We start from the raw sequence: 18630 nt of genomic DNA on the forward strand, positions 1-18630 counted from the left end.
CTGTGGAACCGACACTTACCCCTCTCATTTCGATCATTATCCCCCTCTACAACGGTGAACGTTTTATTGCCCAGACCCTTGAGAGCGTTTTGGCACAAACCTATCGTAACATCGAAGTCATTGTCGTGGATGATGCATCAACCGATGGAGGCTGTGACATTGTCCGACGCTATGGCGCCGATGATTCCCGAGTGAACCTGATACTATCCGAAACCAACTTCGGCGGTCCCGCAAGACCTCGCAATATCGGTATTGAAAATGCCAAGGGGGAATTTATCGCCTTTGTGGATGCGGATGATGTATGGAAACCTCATAAACTGCAAACCCAACTCGATTTCTTGATAGATAACCCCGACATCGATATGCTCTACTCACCCGCCGAAATCATTGACGAATACGGGGAAATTTCTCCTAGCCGAAAACAGCGGTTTCTTTCACTCCTCTTGCGATTGATGTCACCGAAAAATGCGATAATTTACGGCAATTTCATCAATATCAATACTCTGATGCTACGACAACCCCTCACTAGCCGCTTCATCGAAGATAGTCGCCTTGTCGCTATCGAAGACTGGATGTTTCATATCCTCAATTTGCAAGATGGAATGACAGCCGCCTCCGTTGAGGAGGCACTCATCTACTACCGTGTCCATTCCGCGTCCATCTCCAACCGACACTCCGATAAAAGCTACCGCAAAATCTTTTATATGCTCTCGCTCCTATTCCTCGAAACGCGCATCTCCTTTGGTCATTTTTGCTTGGCAAATATCCTAAATAGCGCTAAACTGTTGCGACGCAAACTTGCTAACGCATGGAGTTCTCATTGACTACCCTCATCATCGGTCAGCACAGTAATCTAACTCAGGCACTTCTTGCCGAACTTCAGGGTTCTCATGCACTTTCCTCACGAAAACTATCCGAAAACATAGAACTCTTAGCCCCTTATACCGATCAAACTATCAATCTCATCTTCAATAATTTTCAAACGGCGACACAACTCAATGAGTCCGAACATATCGCTCAATACATCGAAAATTCGATCCATATTACCGCCAAAGTTTTAGAGTATTTCAACACAACACCTATTGCCAAGATCATCTATACAAGTAGCAGTTCGGTCTATGGAAACAATATCTTCTGTGATGAACAAGATGAAGTAAAGCCTCTCAACCTCCACGCATCACTGAAAGTAAGCAATGAAAAACTGATCGAAAAATATGCCGAAAACCGTCAGATCGACTACACAATCGCCCGTATATTTAACATGTTCGGCGGAAATGACACGTTCTCGATCATCAATAAAATCCTCACTGCCTATACCAAAAATGAGCCATTAACCATCATCAACAATGGCAATGCTATCCGTGATTTTATCCATATCGACAGTGTCGTCAAAGTTTATCAGCGTTTACTCACCACACCCAATATCCCGATCATTAATATCGGAAGCGGCAGAGGAACATCGATCCGCAACGTCCTCGATTTTTTAAAAAATCATCAAATCGAACTGCAAACTCAAAATCTATCTCGTGATGAACTCAAAATTTCCACTGCCAATAATGCGATTATGTCGGAGCTCCTCACGCATAACACCACTATCGATGTCGAGAGCTATCTGTTGGAACGGCTAAAATGCACCCCATGAAAAAGAAAATTTCGATTATTGTTACCGTTCCTCTCTCTCTGGAAACATGGTTCAAAGGGCAGCCCCGATACCTGAGTGATTACTATGATATCGAGATTATCACCTCGAATGGCAGCAGCATCGAAAAAATCAAAGCGTATGAAAACGTTACGATCACCCTTGTCGATTTTACCCGCCAAATCAATCCCTTGAAAGATCTTAAAATCCTCTTCACTCTCTGGTCGCATTTTCGTCGCAGACGACCCGATATGGTCTATTCTATCACCCCGAAAGCCGGACTGCTCGGGATGATGGCCGCTTGGCTTGCCCGCGTTCCTCTGAGAATACACCTCATTGTGGGATTGGCCTATTTCGGCTCACAGGGAAAACGGCGCTTTCTTCTTAAATCGATCGAAAAAATCACCTATTTTTTTGCTACCCATCTCTATGCCAACAGTCTCAATCTCCCGAAGATCATTGCCGAAGAGTTGACCTCCAAAGAGGTGAACGTGATCGGATACGGATCGGTCAACGGGGTGGATACCGCCTACTTTCAAGATACTATGAGTCTCGAAGAGAAATCCTCGCTCCGCCAAAATCTTAGCATTGATGATAGCGATTTTGTAGCCCTTTTTACGGGGCGCATCGTTGCGGACAAAGGGGTAAACGAGCTTGTTATCGCCTTTGATACCCTTGCGCATAAGCACCCAACCTTTCATCTTCTAATGGTGGGCGATTATGAGCATCATCTCGACCCTATCGCACCCAAGACGTATAAGCTTATCCAAAATCACCCCCACATCCACGTGCTCCCTTTTCAGCACGATATCCGCCCCTACTTTTGTATTTCCGATCTGCTGATTCTCCCCTCATACCGTGAAGGACTCCCCAATGTCCTTATCGAAGGGGGAAGTTGCGGGCTCCCCCTCATTGCAACCGATATCAATGGATGTAATGAAGTGATTATCGAAGGGGAAAACGGCCTCCTCACTCAGCCGAAAAATATTACCCACCTCACCCAAACCGTAGAAAAACTCCTGCATGATCCAAGCCTCTACGCGGCGTTAAAAAATAATGCAAGAAAAAGTATCCTCAACCGATACGACCAACATTTTTATTGGGATGCCCTCCACCGTGAGTTGGAAACCCTCTTAAACACGGATTCTTCGTATGTATAAACACTTTTTTAAACCCCTTTTGGATCGCATCGGTGCCCTTTTGCTCCTATTCCTCTTTATCCCTGTTTTTAGTGCAGTAGTGATTGCCGTCTATCTCAAAATGGGGCGACCTCTCTTTTTTACCCAAAAAAGACCGGGGTATCAAGGAAATATTTTTACCATTTATAAATTCCGTACCATGAGCGATGAGCGAGATGATAACGGCGAGCTTTTAAGCGATGAATTAAGACTTAAGGGGGTAGGAAAAGTGATCCGAGCCCTCAGCCTCGATGAGCTTCCGCAACTTTTAAATGTCCTTAGAGGGGAGATGAGTTTTATCGGTCCTCGTCCGTTACTGGTAGAGTACCTTCCGTTGTATAATAGCGAACAAAAAAGACGGCACGACGTTCTCCCCGGTATCACAGGGTGGGCGCAAGTCAACGGGCGTAATGCCATCAGTTGGGAAGAGAAATTTCGTTACGATGTTGAATACGTGGATAGTCTCTCGTTTTGGAATGACCTCAACATCATTTTTTTAACCCTCAAAAAAGTGCTCATCAAAGAAGGTATCTCCCAAGAAGGCTCAGCAACGATGGAAAAATTCCTCGGAAATCCAACACAAAAGAATCGACTATGAATAAGCGCATTTTTCTCTCTCCTCCCCACATGGGAGGAAATGAACTCTCCTACATCCAAGAAGCGTTTGAGAGTAACTACATCGCACCGCTTGGGCACAATGTGGATACATTTGAAGCGCAGATTAAATCCTATACCGGTGCGAAATATGCCCTTGCCCTGACCAGCGGAACAGCGGCAATTCATTTGGCATTACGGGTTTTGGGGATTAAAGAGGGCGATGAAGTGATGGCAAGTACCTTCACTTTTATCGGCTCTATCGCTCCGATTCTTTACGAACGATGTACCCCGTTTTTTATCGATTCCGATACCGCCAGCTGGAACCTCGATCCTAATCTGCTAGAAGAGGAACTATCCCACCGCGCTTCTACAAGGAAAAAACAACCCAAAGCACTTATTCTCACCCACCTCTACGGCCAATGTGCCGATGTGAAACGGATCGCAACCATCTGTGAACACTATGGCGTTCACCTCATCGAAGATGCTGCTGAGAGTTTAGGGGCAACGTATGAGGGGAAACAGAGCGGAACCTTCGGAAAAATGGGGATTTACAGTTTTAACGGAAATAAAATTATCACCACCAGCGGCGGCGGAATGCTGGTCAGTGATGATGAAGCACTCATTTCCCATGCCCGTCACCTCAGTACCCAAGCACGAGACAATGCCCCCCACTACGAACACACCGAATACGGCTATAACTACCGAATGTCGAATATTGTCGCAGGGATCGGTCGGGGACAAATGGAAGTTTTACCCGAGAGGATTGAGCGGCGCAGAGAGATCTTTGAATATTACCGAAAAGCTTTTTCAGAAGTACCTGAAATATCATTTATGCCTGAATTAAAAGGGAGTTTAGGCAATCGGTGGCTTACCACGCTGATATTACCGGAACACCTCTCACCTGAGCGTATCCGCCTCTCTCTTGAAGAGCAAAATATTGAGTCTCGTCCCCTATGGAAACCGATGCACGCACAACCTCTGTTTCATGGCACTAAAGGGCGTCTAAACGGGGTCAGCGATATGCTGTTTCAAAGAGGAATCTGTCTTCCTAGCGGCTCTTCTTTGAGTACGGATGAACTGGAAAAAATTACTTTCCATCTAAAAGCGGTGATGGCGCATAACTAATTGATAATGCTACATCATTTGGCTAAAATACCCTTATAAAAATACGGAGCAACAAAACGAAATGTTAAAATTACACGAAGAACGCAACTCTTTGCGCACGTTATTTATTTTTATCGCTATCGCCTATATTTTTTCCATTTCACTCCGTTTTATTTGGATTGACGCTCTTGGAGATGCTCCGCAGTTTCGCTGGAATAATGAACTGATGATCAACAATAACGATGGATACTACTTTGCTGAGGGTGCCCGTGATATTCTTGCCGGCAACCATACTGCAAATGATCAATCCCCGATTGATGGGGCACCGGCTCAACTCACCGCCGCCCTCTCCAAAATCATCCCCGTGAGCTTTGAAGCCCTTATCCTCTATATGCCGGGATTTCTTGGCTCTTTGATTGTTATCCCGATGATTTTGATCGGCCGTGCGCTCAACCAAACGACCTTGGGCTTTATATCCGCACTCATCGCCTCCGTTGCCCACAGTTATTACAACCGTACAATGATGGGGTACTACGATACCGATATGCTTAATATCGTATTTCCTGTACTGGAGATGTATTCACTCATCCTCGCACTGACCCATCAGCGTAACCGCTATCTTATCCCTATTACCGTATCGATTGCACTTTACCAATGGTGGTATCCTCAAGCCTACGCGCTCGACACCGCTTTATTCGGGATGATTATCGGCTATGCGATCCTAATTGATCGCAAAAATATTTATCTTTACAAAATAGCCCTCTTTATCCTTATCGGTATTCTAGCAATCCCGATTATCAGTAAAATAAGTTTAGCCCTTATTTTATTCGCACTGTTTCATTTTAAAAGAGACCTTTCTAACAAAGTTTTTTTTGCTACCTTCGCTGCTGTGATCGTCCTCTATTTTTCAACAGGCGGAGTGGATCCGATTCTTCATTTTATTCAGGGGTACTTTTTTCGGGGGAACAGCGAAACGGTTAGTGCTTCTTTGAACTTTTACGATGTTATGACTACCGTAAGAGAAGCCGGACATATCCCATTCAGTGTCTTTGCCGAACGAATCAGCGGACATCCCATCACTTTTGTTCTAGCAGTCATAGGGTATGTTTTGGCACTTATTGCTTATCGTCCGCTCCTCATTACCTTACCGCTAGTAGGATTGGGATTCATCGCCATGTCTGCCGGATTACGCTTTACCATCTATGCCGTACCGCCTATGGCAATCGGTATCGCCTTCTTGATTCTTTATGTCAGCCAATTTTTGACAAAACCTTTTCTTAAGTATTTAAGCATCGGAACCTTTACTCTTGTAGCTCTTTATCCCAACTATACCCACATTAAAGCCTATATGACTCCACCCGTATTGACCAATCATGAGGTTCTTGCACTTAGTGAACTGAACAAAATGGCTTCGAGTGAAGATTATATGATAGGGTGGTGGGATTTCGGTTTTCCTATCCGTTATTATGCTGATGTGAAAACATGGGCGGATGGCGCACAGCACTCGGGCGGACAAAACTACCCGATCTCGTTTGTTCTAACCAACCAAGACCCGATATCCGTGGCCCATATGATGCGGCTTAATACCGAATATATGGAAAAAAACTTTCGCGATAAAAATTCTACCTACTCCAGTGTTTTTGAATACATGATGCATGAAGAGGGATTTAAAGATCCTAATGATTTTATCACGGCTATAGCTCTTGCGGAATATAAGACACCCCCTAAGACACGGGATGTATACCTTTATTTACCGTTGCGTATGATGGAAATTTTTCCCACATCCGCACTCTTTAGCAATCTTGATTTGAAAACAGGGAAAAGTTCCCCCCAGCCTTTCTTTTATGCCTCACAGAGGATTCAAGACGCAGGGAAAACTATCGAGTTAGGACAAGGGGTCTCGATCATTAAAGCAACCAATACCCTTAAGCTTGGAACGCAAAATCTCCCGATCAAAGCCTTTTATCAAGTGGGATACGATCCGAAACAAAAACTCCAGGTCAATCGACAAAACTTTGCTTCAGAGGGATTAACCGTTATTCATATGGCAAGTTATGGGCAGTTTCTTGTTATGGATGATTTTTATTTTAACTCCACCTACATTCAGATGTTTGTTTTGGAGCACTATGATCGAAATTTATTTCAGCCCGTTATCCTTAGCCCGTTGACAAAAATTTTTAAATTAAAGATATAAGTATGGCATTAACTAAAAAAGAGGCTAATTTAGGGCTGCCGGCCCCCACTTTTATCACAAGATCACTCTTTTTTTTAAGTGCTGATTTTATCCTCTTTTTTGTATCGCTTTATTTTGCGTATGCGCTTCGTTTTGATTTTAATATCCCTCTACATTATATGTCCCAATTTTATTTTGTCTTCTTTACTCTCGTATTATTAAAATGGGGAAGCTTTTATCTCTTTGGAATCTATCGTATGACATGGCGTTTTTTCGGTCTGCAAGATGCCAAACAGCTCTTTTATGCCCATATTCTTGCCTTTACAGGTTTTTTTATCCTCTATTTACTCAATACTTCCCTCTTTTTTCCGATGCCTCGAAGTGTTATCGGTATCGATATGGTTTTATCCCTTATTTTAATCGGCGCATTACGTTTATCTAAACGGCTTATGATAGAGTCTTCCAAAGGAGATGCCCACAAACCTACCCTGATTATAGGGATCTCCGCGAATACGGCAAACCTCATCAAAAGTATGCTTGAGGATTCAAACGATTATTATCCCGTAGGAATTATTGCGGTACAAGAAAAAAACTATAACCTGATCAATTCAACCATCCAAAATCTTAAAATATCCGGGGCAAATGACCTTGGTGTATTACTCGAATCAAAACGAGTCTCGGCAGCCATTATTGACGGGTCGCTACCCAGTGAGTATCTGCAACACGCCTATAAAATCCTCTCCGATGCCGGGATAACCGATATTAAGCGCTCCACCCTTTTATCCGATGGAAAAGAGTCTATTACCTCTTTATCGGTGGAAGAGCTCCTCGCCCGCCATCCTAAAGATCTCGATACCCAAACCATTGAAGCCTTTATTAGTGAGAAGTGCGTCCTTATCACCGGTGCTGGGGGAAGCATAGGAAGCGAGATTGTTTTGCAATGTCACCGCTTCGGTGCGCAAAAACTTATTTTGATCGATCACAGCGAATACAATCTCTACCAAATCGGTGAAAAAGTCCCCTCAGCCGAGCTCTATTTATGCAATATTATCGATCGTGACACACTAGACGGAATTATAGAAAAAAGCCGGCCCGACATCGTCATTCATGCGGCGGCGTATAAACACGTTCCTCTCTGTGAAGCAAATATCCAAACGGCGATCATGAACAATGTCATAGGGAGCCGCAATGTCATCGACAGTGCGATAGAACATAATGTTCCGAAAATTGTCATTATCTCAACCGACAAAGCGGTCCGTCCTACTAATGTGATGGGAACAACAAAGCGGGTGGTAGAGCTTTATGCCCAAAATGTCGATCCTCGTAACAGTGAAATCGTTGCGGTACGATTCGGAAACGTTCTCGGCTCCAGTGGGAGCGTTATCCCAAAATTCAAATCTCAAATCGAAGCGGGTGGGCCGATTACCCTGACCCATCCCGATATTACCCGCTATTTTATGCTCATCAGCGAAGCATGCCAGCTTGTTTTACAGGCTGCTGCCATTGCACGCGGAGGAGAGCTCTTTATTCTCGATATGGGGGAGAGTGTCAAAATCGCCGATTTGGCACACACAATGATTCGCCTTTATGCGTCCGTACCTATCGATATCGTCTATACCGGCTTACGCCCGGGGGAAAAGCTCTATGAAGAACTGCTTATCGATGAGAGTGAACAAAAAACGGCATTTGAATCGATTATGATTGCCCGTTCCACCCATTACCCGATTGAAACGTTAAAAGAAGATATAGAAAAACTCTTAGCGAATACTAACGCCATTGAAGCGTTGCAGAAGATTGTACCGGAGTTCCAACCCTCCGGTACATGAGAGGATTATAACTCTGTTTTTAATGCGGCACCGTTAGAGGCGTTAGAGACGAGGAGGCTGTAGCGCTTAAGCCATTTTGATGTGATCTCTTTTTTGATCGGCTTCCAATGCAAACGTCGCTGTTCCAACACTTCATAACTCACATTGAGCTGCAAGAGATGGCTATCAACATCGAGTTCGATCTCATCACCGTCTTCGATAAGTGCGATGAGACCTCCCTCTGCCGCTTCGGGACTGACATGACCGATCGAGGCACCGCGAGTCGCACCGCTAAAACGTCCATCCGTGATGAGCGCAACGCTCTCCCCAAGTCCCATCCCCATAATAAGCGCCGTAGGGGCGAGCATCTCTTGCATCCCCGGACCCCCTTTAGGACCTTCATAGCGGATAACGACGACATCACCCGCTTTTACTTTATGAGACATAATTCCGGCGATGGCTTCATTTTGAGAGTTAAAACAAACGGCAGAACCTTTGAATTGTCGCATATTAGGGGTAATCCCCGCTGTTTTAACGACGGCGCCCTCTTCGGCGAGATTTCCGAAAAGAATCGACAAACCTCCCACTGGAGAGTAGGCATTTTCATTAGTATGGATGATATTAGTATCTTTGATCACCGCATCTTTGATCCGCTCTCCTAATGTCTCACCCGTGATCGTCATCGCATCCAATTCTAACACACCACCTCGTCGGCTCACCTCTTTCATAACGGCATTCACGCCGCCTGCACGATTGATATCATCCATGTGTACCGTCGATAATGAGGGAGATATTTTCGCGATATGGGCTACTTTTTCAGAGATTTCATTGATCTTCGTAATATCGAAATCAACCTCTGCCTCTTTGGCGATACTGAGCAAATGGAGAACCGTATTAGAACTTCCCCCCATTGCCATATCGATAACAAAAGCATTGTGAATCGCTTTATCATTCAAAATATTACGCATATTCCATTTTTGAGCATTTTCATCTTTGACCATCTCGACGATACGGCGTGCCGCCGTCTTAACCATCTCGATACGTTCGGGCGTCATAGCGAGAACCGTACCGTTACCCGGCAAGGCAACGCCCATCGCTTCGCAGAGGGTATTCATCGAGTTGGCGGTAAACATCCCCGAACAGCTTCCGCCGCTTGGACACGCTTCACACTCAATCTCATACAGTTCTTCATCCGACATTTTCCCATCGGCGTGTTGTCCAACCGCTTCAAACGCGGTTGCCAAATCGATCGGGGTACCGTCTTTTTTATGCCCGGCCTTCATCGGTCCGCCTGAGACGAAAATCGTCGGCACATTAACGCGCAATGCCCCCATCAACATCCCCGGAACAATCTTGTCACAATTCGGAATACAGATAAGACCGTCGAGTTTATGGGCATTCATCACCGTCTCGATACAATCCGCGATCAACTCACGGCTAGGAAGGGAGTAAAGCATCCCATCGTGTCCCATCGCGATACCGTCATCGACACCGATGGTATTAAACTCAAAAGGGACTCCCCCCGCTTCGCGGATTGCCTCTTTTACGATTCGTCCGTACTCTTGAAGGAAAAAATGTCCCGGAATAATATCGATATGAGAGTTTGCCACCCCGATAAACGGTTTGTCAAAATCTTCGTCTTTAAGTCCGGTTGCTCGGAGTAAACTTCGGTGAGGAGTTTTATCAAATCCCCGTTTAATGGTATCACTGCGCATTTTTATCCTTTATATCTCGTCATTCCCGTGAAGATGGAAATCTAACTCATAATTTTATAATAAAGTGATTATACGGCAAGTTTCTCTAAAAACTCTTTACACACACTAAAAATTTTGATATACTTCCAGTCCACAAAAACAATGCGGGAATAGCTCAGTGGTAGAGCACAACCTTGCCAAGGTTGGGGTCGCGAGTTCGAACCTCGTTTCCCGCTCCAGAATCTCAGTTGAAACATTGCTTTTTGATGTTTGAACTGAGATGTTTTTTTCTACGTGAAGCCCGGATGGCGAAATCGGTAGACGCAAGGGACTTAAAATCCCTCGGTGGTAACACTGTGCCGGTTCAAGTCCGGCTCCGGGCACCATCATGGTGGCGGCATAGCCAAGCGGTAAGGCATGAGCCTGCAAAGCTCTGATCCCCGGTTCGAATCCGGGTGCCGCCTCCAGCATAGAAAAAGATAGCTTCATTTTTATACGGGTCACTGGCAGAGTGGTCGATTGCACCGGTCTTGAAAACCGGCGAGGGTTAAACCTCCCAAGGTTCAAATCCTTGGTGGCCCGCCATCACAAAACTACATAACTTCCTACCTATCAATTATTTCAAATTCTATTAATCCTAAATTTTTATTTCATTCCATTCAACTCATGTTATGATTTTCTACTTTCGCTTGAGGAGTAGTGTATGGAAACCCATTTTCAAAACAACCCGTTTAAAGCCTCATTGGATGCCGATAAAGAGTATTGGTACTGCACCTGCGGACAATCGAGTACCTTTCCGTTTTGCGACGGAAATCATGAAGGAACCGGCAAAACACCGATCAAATTTTCTGAAGAGGTTGAAACCGATAGATGGTTATGTCGATGCGGACGATCCGGTCGTAAGCCCTACTGTGACGGATCGCATCAACAGGGAGGCTAAAGCAACCTCTCCATCAAATACGCGAGCAACGGTAAAGTCACTAATGCCGCAAGTATCCCATACCCTACCAATGCGGCACTAAGTGCCGGAGCAAACCCTGAGGCTATGGCCAATGCACCGGCAGTAATCATCGAAGGCATCCCCGATTCAAGTACCGCCGTTTTCAGAGCGAGCGGGTCGGTTCCCATCGCAAACAAAATCCCAAAAGCAATAAGGGGCATCACTATTAATTTTAGACTCAGTGCTTTTGTAAAAAGGGGATAATCAATATCTCCCCCAAAACGGAGCGAATACCCGACCGATATCAACGCTAAGGGGACAAGAGTTGAAGAGAGGGTTTGTACATAGGGTTGTATAACAAAAGGGAGTTCCCCCCACGCAAGAGCAAACAGCAAAATCAAAAAAGGGGGAAACAGGAGCATCTTTCGGACAATCAGCCGCTTATGAATTTTCCCGCTCTCATATCTCGCAATCACGGCACTTCCATACAACGAGAGGATCAAAAAAGTCCCAAACTGATCATACATTAAAACATACGCAATCGCATCTGAGCCGAGTAAGGTCTGAGTAATAGGAATTCCCACGAATGAGGTATTACCAAGCGGCAGGACAAGGAGCAAGGCGGCGCGGACATGAGAGGGATGATTACGGGTCATCACTATAACGATAGCCACAGTAATCGGTAATAATAGCCAAGGGATCAGCACCACCCCGAATGCCGACATATCCAAATGAATCTTCGGAACCTGCAGTAGTACGGTAGCAGGCAAGGAGACATAAATAACAAAAAAATTGAGACTTTTAGCAAAATCTACAGGAGCAGAACCTCTTTGAAGTGCCATACCGATCAGCAACAAAGCTATGATAAACGCAAACTGCTCCATTTCCTACTCCGATTTTAATTACCGCAATAGTAGTCACAACCCCCTTTCAATCCTCTAAAAAATCTTAGCAGCACTGATACTCGCAGTTTTTCATTAATTCAAGACCTATCGTATGTTGGCTCTCCTCAAATAGCTCTTCGATATAAAAAACAGACGCGCAAACATGGTAGAGAACTTTTTCATCGGATTGTTTCTCATGGTAGCTTTGGGGTATTTTTTCTTTAAATACCTCCCAAAAACGGTTGTTGTATTTTTCATCCTCCGTCACTTCAATAATGGCGTCTATCACTTCGGTCGCATGCTTATAACAGTCGATATTCATAAAAGTGACATATCTATCCACTGTTTCTTTGTTCTCGTGTTCCATCGTTTCCCCTCATCTCATGTGAGAGAATTGTATAGCAGATACGAGAGAACAATGTCCGTTTATACTGGAAAAATTGCTCATTTCTGTCTAAAAAAAAGGCATGAGTGATTAATCATCCAAACGGTACAATTACCTATTGAGAAAAAAAGGGATATTATGCCGCATCATCACACTTCCCCTAAGGTATCCTTTACGACGATACTCAAATGGCAATTCTCTAAATCTTTTCGAAAACGGCGCACAGATCGATCTAACCTCCCCATCCTCTCTCAAGAAGCTCTTCCTGAGGGCGAATATGCTCTCTGGCTCGGACATGCATCGCTGTGGCTTAAAGTGGGAGAAACAACGGTAGCCGTCGATCCTGTTTTAGGAAATATCCCCCTCTACCGACGGCATAGCCCTCTTCCAATCCCAAAAGAACGCCTGCGTGCTGATGTAATCCTCATCACCCATGCCCACTATGACCATTATGATAAATCTTCCGTTTTATTTTTATTGCAACAAAATCCAAATACGATCATTGTTGCCCCCGCTGGATTTTGGCGCTATCTCAAAGGAAAAATAGCCCGCGAACGGTGTTTTGAATTGGAGTGGTGGGAATCGGTTATGGTAGGAGAACTCTTCATCACCTTTGTCCCCTCAAAACATTGGAGCAATCGTACAAATATCGATATGAATAAAGCATTATGGGGGGGATACGTCATCCAAAATAATAATCACACGCTCTATCATAGCGGTGACAGTGCGATGGGCGAGCATTTTAAAGAGATAAAAGAGAGATTTGATATCAATGAAGCGTTTTTACCGATCGGAGCGTACCGACCTGAGCCGATCATGCGCCATTTTCATATTTCACCCCTCGAAGCACTCCAAGCAGCACACGATTTAGGAGCGAAAACTCTGATCCCGATTCATTATGGAACATTCAAACTCGCTGATGATACTTTAGATGAACCGATCGAATGGTTTGAAAAGCTGATCGGTACAAAAAAGTATCCCTTTGAATCTAAAATCCTCCGTGTCGGAGAGATTTATCGTTTTAAAACGACATCCACATTCAAATCAACCTGATCGCGTACGACTAAAAAAACCATTTTCGGCGGAGTGATCCCAAAATCGGTCATTTTCATACTGCTTTTGACTTTGATACGGACTTTTGACGCTTCTTCGCTAACCGTCCCCTCAAAACTCATCGGTTTCGTAACACCGTGGAGATTCATTGCCCCTTTGAGGATGACGTTATCTCCCCCTTTAACCACAACCTCTTTGACTTCAAACACCGCTTTAGGGAAAGTAGATGATTCCAATGTCTCTTGCATATTGGTATCACGCTTTTTATTATCACTAATCAAATCAGACATAGAGATTTCAATCGTCCCTTTTAACGTTGCGGGAGCCGCATCCATTGACAAATGCGATGTTGCTTTTTTTGCAGTCGGATCAATCGAGCTGTCTCCGAATACTTCGGTATGTGCTTTTATACTTCCCGATTCAAAGCTCAAATTCCCCGCAAACGCAGAAGTAGCCAATAAAACCGCCGCCAAACTCACTATTTTTTTCATGTCAATCTCCTAAAATAAAATGGGTATACCAATGCAAAAAGAGTTAGAATAACTGCCGCTATCCAAATCTCATTGTGCAAAGCAATGCCGTTAGCTGCCGATGCCGCTATCCAGCCGACACCGACCATCGATAATCCGATAAGACGTATATCCGCCAAACGTATCAGCGCTTGAAACAACAAAACATTATAATACGAAATGGCAATCGGATAGACAATAGCCAACAAAATCGGCTCTTCTATCCAATACAAAAGATAGCTCAGGACAAATAGAACCCAAATAAGACGGGTTTGGCTCATCAGCTCGCCTCCATAGCGAAAGGCGGCATAGACTCCCGCTAAATGGGCGGTGATAATAAGCAGTGTATACTGACTCCAAATATCCATACTTCCCGATCGGCTAAGGGTCTCAAAGAGTGCCGAATCGGCAAAAATCCAAAGCATCATCACCCCGAGCGTCGGCCAATGAAACGGTTTTTTTTCACTGGTGCGTGTCGATTTAAGCTTGGCAAAATATAACGCGACAATGGAGATAAAAGGAAAAAGAATCGCAATACTGCCGCGCGCTTCAAACGGATAGGTATAAAGAGCCGTTCCCACCGCATAGGAAATGGCCATCCCTACAGATAGCTGTAGCTTGCTCTGAGACTTGAAAATATACAGAAGCAACGGCGTTGTGTAACCGACGACAAAACCAAGCGCCAAGAGCATTCCCAGCGAGTAGTTGGGATAAAACCATGAAATCATGATCTGAATACCGAATAAAAACGAAAGCTCATGTTTCAGCGCGTGATGACGCCAAAATGCACTGAACAGTGCCCCTATCACTCCGCCGATGGGGAGGGTAAAGAGGTCGTGGATATGGGAATCAAATACTCCCACGACTCCCGTTTGTGCAATAAGGAGATAATAAAGAAGCTGTGAGCTGAGGACAATGACGAGAAGATTCACTCTTTACCTCGCAATACCAGCCAATAAAACAGGGCAAATAGCCCATCATAAAATCCCACTAAAAGGGCAATTCCATCCATGGCACCCGCCATATAAAGTGCGACAAATACGGAAGCACAGAGGGCACGCACACTCGCGCTAAGTTCTGCAAAGCGGTGCGGATCGCTGTGGATTCCATACCAGTGCATCAATCCCGTCCCGATCATAAAAGTAAATACAATATACTCATACGTTCCGCTAAAGCTAAATCCCAGCAAAGGAAAAAGTGCCGCACCGCCGAGGATAAGGATTACCCCGCCCCCCGCATCACTCAAAAAACCGCTTAAATGGTAAAACTTCAGCGGTGAATCGAGACGGAATCGAAGCCTCTCATAGGTAATCCAAAGTACCATTCCCACAAGTAACGCACCGATCAACGCTCTAAGGCTCAAGAAAGGCTCTACCACCCCGCTAAATCCTCCCGCTTCGATAATCCCTGCTATCGTGAGGGCAAGTGCCATCAGCGCCATCAACACCGTCCAAATCACCGCATACACACGACGGAACAGATTAGGCAAAAGATAATGCAAAATTGCGAGACCCATAAATGCCACCCCAAGCCCCATCGCGATATGAGCATGCCCCACTACCAAATCGTTACGGTGGATCAAAGCGCGGATTTCAGGGATAAAGAGAAAATTCCCCTGAAGATCGACAAAAACAAAAGCACCGATGGAGAGAATCAGATACGGGTTTGTTTTAAAGTTCACCCCCGCATCACGTAACCATACCCATAACAAAGGGAGGTACAACAGCGTTAAATACTGAAAAAACCACTCTTCACTGTAGCTCAAACTGTGAAAAAAATTACGGATAATGAGCGAGAGGGCATAGCCTGTGAGAGGAACGATCCACAACCAATGCCAGCGGGGTTTAAACTCCCCTGAGCCTACCAGCTTGATGAGAAGATAATAGATCGGGACCAGGGTAAAACTCATCCCCAAGGTATTATCCCCATGCGGCCCCACAAGGGTCTGCTCCACCTGACCGTAATCAGGGTTCATCAATACCACCAACGCGATGGGTGCTGCGATAACCGCCACAAGCGAGACATTAACCCACAAAGGGCGTTTTTCATAGCGGCGCAAGGCATCCACGAGGGCGAGGAGATAAAACAGACCGCTAAAAGCGAGGAGAAAATTGAGCTGATAGGGGAAATCGTAAAACGGCAATCCCCGAATATTTCCAAACAACAATGCCATAGACATAAAGAGTAAAAAGAGGTTCCAAACAACGAAATAGCGGCGCAAATGCCCAATTGCCGTTTCGGACAGTACCCCCTCTTTTTGAAATAGGGCAAAGGGGAGCAGCGAGAGGATCAACGGAAAAAATCCGTACAGCATCTGCGAGATATGAAGCGATCGTGCACGCTCGGGAGAGAGGAGTGTCATGGAACCGTCCAATCCCACCATCTCTACCGCATAGACCAACCCCGCAAAAAGTCCGAGAATCAGCCACAAAAAGGCGAGGGGAAGCTCATCATTTATGAATTTGTTTAACAATGCCATCCTCCATCTCAATAATAACGTCTGCGTAGTCGGCTATCTTTTTATCATGCGATGCTACGACAAATCCTGTTCCTGCGCGCGAAAACTCTCTAAATAATTCATACACCCCAAGTGCATTTTTACTGTCCAAATTCCCTGTCGGCTCATCCGCAAATACGACTGAGGGATGATTGATCAAGGCTCTGGCGATCGCGGCACGCTGACGCTCTCCTCCTGAGACCTCATCACTGTAGCGTTTACCCAGCCGCTCAATCCCCAGGCTTCCCATCAACGGATCGATCAATGTCGCATCCAATGCCGCCAACGCAATATTTTCACGTAATGTCAAATAGGAGATAAGATAGTGAAACTGAAATACAAACCCTATGTTATGCTGACGAAAATGGTCAATGTTTCCGAGTTCATTCAATAGCTTACCGTCATATCGGACGCTTCCTAATGAGGGCTGAAGCAGCGTTGAGAGAATAGAGAGAACGGTTGTTTTCCCGCTTCCGCTCTCCCCGATAATGGCGGTAAAACTTCCCGGTAGAATCTCGATATCAACACCGTTCAATACTTTTTCATGGCCGTAAAAATGTTCCAGCCCACGTGCCTCGATTTTCATGCGCCACCTCTTTGAATCAGACTCATCGGGTCGATACGGGAAGCATACACGGCAGGGAGCAAGGTTCCGAATAATGCCATCGTAACGGAGACGATAAAGACCTTAATCATCAACGCTGCGGTTATCTCACCGTTGATGTAACCCTGAAACTTATCGGCATGCTCGATCATCTCCAAAATACCCAGCGAAGCCCCAAGGGCCACCGCATAGGCGAGAATCGCGATAATCAACGTCTCACTTAAAAGCTTCACAATAATCGTTGTCGAAGAGAGCCCGATGGAACGCATAATGCCAAACTCCCCCTTACGGTCATTCACCACCATACTCATCATGCTCACAATCCCCAGTATTCCCATCAAAAAGGCCATAGCTCCGATCACATCGGAACTGGTTTTGATGATCTTGAACTGATTGTACGAATCGATAAAGCTCTCGGTCGTTTTTGCCTCAATGTCAGAGCTCAGGCTGTTGATCTGCTTAACAATCCCCTCGCTTTTCCCGAGGTCGTCCAAGCTGATCAAAAAGATAGAGGCACTTTTATGAAACAGTTCTCCCGCATCGGTGAGATTCATAACAACCCCGCCGTCTTCAAATCCGATACGGCTTTTAAAGACACCGCTTACGACAAACGTTTTTTTGGAAAGGACGATTTTAGTCGGTTTTTTGAGCGTTTCATAGATTTTTGATCCCAGCATTACTTCGCCCGATTTAGGATAGGTACCTTGTTTGAGGAGATAGCTTTTATACCTGTTCTCGCTTGCTCCGTATATTCCGACAATCGGAAGAGGATCAACTGGTGCGGCACCCAAAATCAACGCGCTCGCCTCTTTAACCCCCTCCATCTTTTCTATAGAAACACTGAGAGAACGGTTAATATCACTGAAAAAAGTATCGGCAATCCCTTTTTGAGTGACAATAATATCACCGTCGGTTTTGAGCATTGCACTGTACATACTCACTACGCCACCCGAAATAGCGCTGATAAGAAAGATAGCGGCAATCGATACGCTCATGCTGATAAAAATAAGGGCGGTTTTAAACCGGTTTTTACGAAGAGCTTTGATCGGTGTAATCACTGCTCAATCGCTTTTTTAAGTTCAGCGGCCGTTTCGATAAACTCCACTTTGGTCAAGAAATTTCCCCGAAATTTCATCACGGTGATCTTATCTTCCTGATATGGAAAATTAAGCCCCTGTACTTCGTCTTGAATCAAGAGTACCGTATGGGAATATTTTCGCATTTTCGGCAAAGCAAAACTCTCGGTGATAAATTTCGGCATCTGGCTGATATCGGCGACAAACGCCGCTTTATTTTTGGCTAAATACCCTTTTTCTTGAACGGTAAGGTATTCATTCACCGTCGCACCCGTCCCTTTTTCGAATGCCATAATCAGCGTTTTCGGCATCATTTTAAGGGCAACGCGCTTGCCGAACTGATCACTCAAATCAAGCGGCATTACCGATTGGCCTACTTTATAGGGAGCGGCCCAGAGAGTTAATGTCACGAATAGTAAAATGATAACCTTTTTCATAATAATCCCTTATACCTAATAATATGACGAAAGTATAGGTGAAAAAAGGATAATT

18 protein-coding genes and 4 tRNA genes are annotated in these 18630 nt (G+C 45.0%); 13 read left to right on the forward strand and 9 right to left on the reverse strand.

Going from position 1 to position 18630, the window contains the following annotated elements:
- The first annotated feature begins 2 nt into the window (after positions 1-2).
- The 7 genes from Q8O20_RS09120 (at position 3) to Q8O20_RS09150 (ending at position 8517) form a co-directional block, all read left to right on the forward strand.
- Positions 3-824: a glycosyltransferase gene (locus Q8O20_RS09120; RefSeq protein ID WP_305530901.1), complete on the forward strand. Its 822-nt coding sequence runs from the start codon at positions 3-5 to the stop codon at positions 822-824.
- Entirely contained in the window at positions 821-1642 is an 822-nt protein-coding gene (locus Q8O20_RS09125; RefSeq protein ID WP_304741627.1) for an NAD(P)-dependent oxidoreductase, read from the forward strand. The genes Q8O20_RS09120 and Q8O20_RS09125 overlap by 4 nt, the downstream gene beginning before the upstream one ends.
- The gene (locus Q8O20_RS09130; protein WP_305530902.1) at positions 1639-2799 is read left to right on the forward strand and encodes a glycosyltransferase family 4 protein; all 1161 of its coding nucleotides are present in this window, start codon (positions 1639-1641) and stop codon (positions 2797-2799) included. The genes Q8O20_RS09125 and Q8O20_RS09130 overlap by 4 nt, the downstream gene beginning before the upstream one ends.
- Entirely contained in the window at positions 2792-3415 is a 624-nt protein-coding gene (pglC, locus tag Q8O20_RS09135; RefSeq protein WP_305530903.1) for an undecaprenyl phosphate N,N'-diacetylbacillosamine 1-phosphate transferase, read from the forward strand. The genes Q8O20_RS09130 and pglC overlap by 8 nt, the downstream gene beginning before the upstream one ends.
- Positions 3412-4539, forward strand: coding sequence for a UDP-N-acetylbacillosamine transaminase (pglE, locus tag Q8O20_RS09140; RefSeq protein WP_305530904.1), 1128 nt, complete (start codon positions 3412-3414; stop codon positions 4537-4539). The genes pglC and pglE overlap by 4 nt, the downstream gene beginning before the upstream one ends.
- 61 nt (positions 4540-4600) lie before the next feature.
- Positions 4601-6712: an STT3 domain-containing protein gene (locus Q8O20_RS09145; RefSeq protein ID WP_305530905.1), complete on the forward strand. Its 2112-nt coding sequence runs from the start codon at positions 4601-4603 to the stop codon at positions 6710-6712.
- A 2-nt stretch (positions 6713-6714) separates the two neighbouring features.
- Positions 6715-8517: a UDP-N-acetylglucosamine 4,6-dehydratase family protein gene (locus tag Q8O20_RS09150; protein WP_305530906.1), complete on the forward strand. Its 1803-nt coding sequence runs from the start codon at positions 6715-6717 to the stop codon at positions 8515-8517.
- 5 nt (positions 8518-8522) lie between these two features.
- Here Q8O20_RS09150 and ilvD read toward each other — a convergent pair whose 3' ends face one another.
- Positions 8523-10211 carry a dihydroxy-acid dehydratase gene (gene ilvD / locus Q8O20_RS09155; protein WP_305530907.1) on the reverse strand — a complete coding sequence of 563 codons (1689 nt, stop codon included), beginning with the start codon at positions 10209-10211 and terminating at the stop codon, positions 8523-8525.
- 143 nt (positions 10212-10354) lie between these two features.
- On the opposite strand from ilvD, the gene Q8O20_RS09160 reads away from it, so the two are divergent.
- The 5 genes from Q8O20_RS09160 (at position 10355) to Q8O20_RS09180 (ending at position 11130) form a co-directional block, all read left to right on the forward strand.
- Positions 10355-10429, forward strand: a tRNA-Gly gene (locus tag Q8O20_RS09160).
- 60 nt (positions 10430-10489) lie between these two features.
- Positions 10490-10576 (forward strand) — tRNA-Leu (locus Q8O20_RS09165).
- A 7-nt stretch (positions 10577-10583) separates the two neighbouring features.
- A tRNA-Cys gene (locus Q8O20_RS09170) sits at positions 10584-10657 on the forward strand.
- Between the two features lie 30 nt (positions 10658-10687).
- Positions 10688-10775: transfer RNA gene (locus tag Q8O20_RS09175), tRNA-Ser, on the forward strand.
- Positions 10776-10893: 118 nt separating this feature from the next.
- Positions 10894-11130 carry a CDGSH iron-sulfur domain-containing protein gene (locus tag Q8O20_RS09180; RefSeq protein WP_305530908.1) on the forward strand — a complete coding sequence of 79 codons (237 nt, stop codon included), beginning with the start codon at positions 10894-10896 and terminating at the stop codon, positions 11128-11130.
- Here the strand turns inward: Q8O20_RS09180 and Q8O20_RS09185 are convergent.
- Both Q8O20_RS09185 and cowN read right to left on the reverse strand, forming a co-directional pair.
- Entirely contained in the window at positions 11127-12014 is an 888-nt protein-coding gene (locus Q8O20_RS09185; protein ID WP_305530909.1) for an AEC family transporter, read from the reverse strand. The genes Q8O20_RS09180 and Q8O20_RS09185 overlap by 4 nt on opposite strands.
- 64 nt (positions 12015-12078) lie before the next feature.
- Complete coding sequence (gene cowN, locus Q8O20_RS09190; RefSeq protein ID WP_305530910.1) at positions 12079-12381, reverse strand: N(2)-fixation sustaining protein CowN; 303 nt, start codon at positions 12379-12381, stop codon at positions 12079-12081.
- Positions 12382-12537: 156 nt separating this feature from the next.
- On the opposite strand from cowN, the gene Q8O20_RS09195 reads away from it, so the two are divergent.
- Positions 12538-13452, forward strand: coding sequence for an MBL fold metallo-hydrolase (locus Q8O20_RS09195; RefSeq protein ID WP_305530911.1), 915 nt, complete (start codon positions 12538-12540; stop codon positions 13450-13452).
- Here Q8O20_RS09195 and Q8O20_RS09200 read toward each other — a convergent pair.
- Genes Q8O20_RS09200 through Q8O20_RS09225 form a run of 6 tightly spaced genes read right to left on the reverse strand, consistent with a single transcriptional unit; the run spans position 13413 to position 18575 of the window.
- A complete protein-coding gene (locus Q8O20_RS09200; protein ID WP_305530912.1) occupies positions 13413-13943 on the reverse strand; it encodes a YceI family protein in 531 nt (176 codons plus the stop codon). The two genes, Q8O20_RS09195 and Q8O20_RS09200, sit on opposite strands and share 40 nt — an antisense overlap.
- Complete coding sequence (locus Q8O20_RS09205; RefSeq protein WP_305530913.1) at positions 13940-14893, reverse strand: hypothetical protein; 954 nt, start codon at positions 14891-14893, stop codon at positions 13940-13942. Before Q8O20_RS09205 ends, Q8O20_RS09200 begins: the two co-directional genes overlap by 4 nt.
- Positions 14890-16434 (reverse strand): cbb3-type cytochrome c oxidase subunit I, encoded by a 1545-nt coding sequence (locus Q8O20_RS09210; protein ID WP_305530914.1) that lies wholly within the window; start codon positions 16432-16434, stop codon positions 14890-14892. The genes Q8O20_RS09205 and Q8O20_RS09210 overlap by 4 nt, the downstream gene beginning before the upstream one ends.
- Positions 16412-17044 carry an ABC transporter ATP-binding protein gene (locus Q8O20_RS09215; RefSeq protein ID WP_305530915.1) on the reverse strand — a complete coding sequence of 211 codons (633 nt, stop codon included), beginning with the start codon at positions 17042-17044 and terminating at the stop codon, positions 16412-16414. Before Q8O20_RS09215 ends, Q8O20_RS09210 begins: the two co-directional genes overlap by 23 nt.
- Positions 17041-18120 carry an FtsX-like permease family protein gene (locus tag Q8O20_RS09220; RefSeq protein ID WP_305530916.1) on the reverse strand — a complete coding sequence of 360 codons (1080 nt, stop codon included), beginning with the start codon at positions 18118-18120 and terminating at the stop codon, positions 17041-17043. The genes Q8O20_RS09215 and Q8O20_RS09220 overlap by 4 nt, the downstream gene beginning before the upstream one ends.
- The gene (locus Q8O20_RS09225; RefSeq protein WP_304741593.1) at positions 18117-18575 is read right to left on the reverse strand and encodes a hypothetical protein; all 459 of its coding nucleotides are present in this window, start codon (positions 18573-18575) and stop codon (positions 18117-18119) included. Before Q8O20_RS09225 ends, Q8O20_RS09220 begins: the two co-directional genes overlap by 4 nt.
- Positions 18576-18630 lie beyond the last annotated feature (55 nt).

This window comes from Sulfuricurvum sp. (assembly GCF_030691015.1).
GTDB lineage: Bacteria > Campylobacterota > Campylobacteria > Campylobacterales > Sulfurimonadaceae > Sulfuricurvum.

What these genes read in the sequence shown, in the direction of transcription:
- Q8O20_RS09195 (WP_305530911.1), top strand. Translation starts at nt 12,538, where the DNA reads ATGCCGCATCATCACACTTCCCCTAAGGTATCCTTTACGACGATACTC.
- Q8O20_RS09150 (WP_305530906.1), top strand. Translation starts at nt 6,715, where the DNA reads ATGGCATTAACTAAAAAAGAGGCTAATTTAGGGCTGCCGGCCCCCACT.
- ilvD (WP_305530907.1), bottom strand. Translation starts at nt 10,211, where the DNA reads ATGCGCAGTGATACCATTAAACGGGGATTTGATAAAACTCCTCACCGA.
- Q8O20_RS09200 (WP_305530912.1), bottom strand. Translation starts at nt 13,943, where the DNA reads ATGAAAAAAATAGTGAGTTTGGCGGCGGTTTTATTGGCTACTTCTGCG.
- Q8O20_RS09185 (WP_305530909.1), bottom strand. Translation starts at nt 12,014, where the DNA reads ATGGAGCAGTTTGCGTTTATCATAGCTTTGTTGCTGATCGGTATGGCA.
- Q8O20_RS09215 (WP_305530915.1), bottom strand. Translation starts at nt 17,044, where the DNA reads ATGAAAATCGAGGCACGTGGGCTGGAACATTTTTACGGCCATGAAAAA.
- Q8O20_RS09225 (WP_304741593.1), bottom strand. Translation starts at nt 18,575, where the DNA reads ATGAAAAAGGTTATCATTTTACTATTCGTGACATTAACTCTCTGGGCC.
- pglC (WP_305530903.1), top strand. Translation starts at nt 2,792, where the DNA reads ATGTATAAACACTTTTTTAAACCCCTTTTGGATCGCATCGGTGCCCTT.
- Q8O20_RS09145 (WP_305530905.1), top strand. Translation starts at nt 4,601, where the DNA reads ATGTTAAAATTACACGAAGAACGCAACTCTTTGCGCACGTTATTTATT.
- Q8O20_RS09130 (WP_305530902.1), top strand. Translation starts at nt 1,639, where the DNA reads ATGAAAAAGAAAATTTCGATTATTGTTACCGTTCCTCTCTCTCTGGAA.
- pglE (WP_305530904.1), top strand. Translation starts at nt 3,412, where the DNA reads ATGAATAAGCGCATTTTTCTCTCTCCTCCCCACATGGGAGGAAATGAA.
- cowN (WP_305530910.1), bottom strand. Translation starts at nt 12,381, where the DNA reads ATGGAACACGAGAACAAAGAAACAGTGGATAGATATGTCACTTTTATG.
- Q8O20_RS09180 (WP_305530908.1), top strand. Translation starts at nt 10,894, where the DNA reads ATGGAAACCCATTTTCAAAACAACCCGTTTAAAGCCTCATTGGATGCC.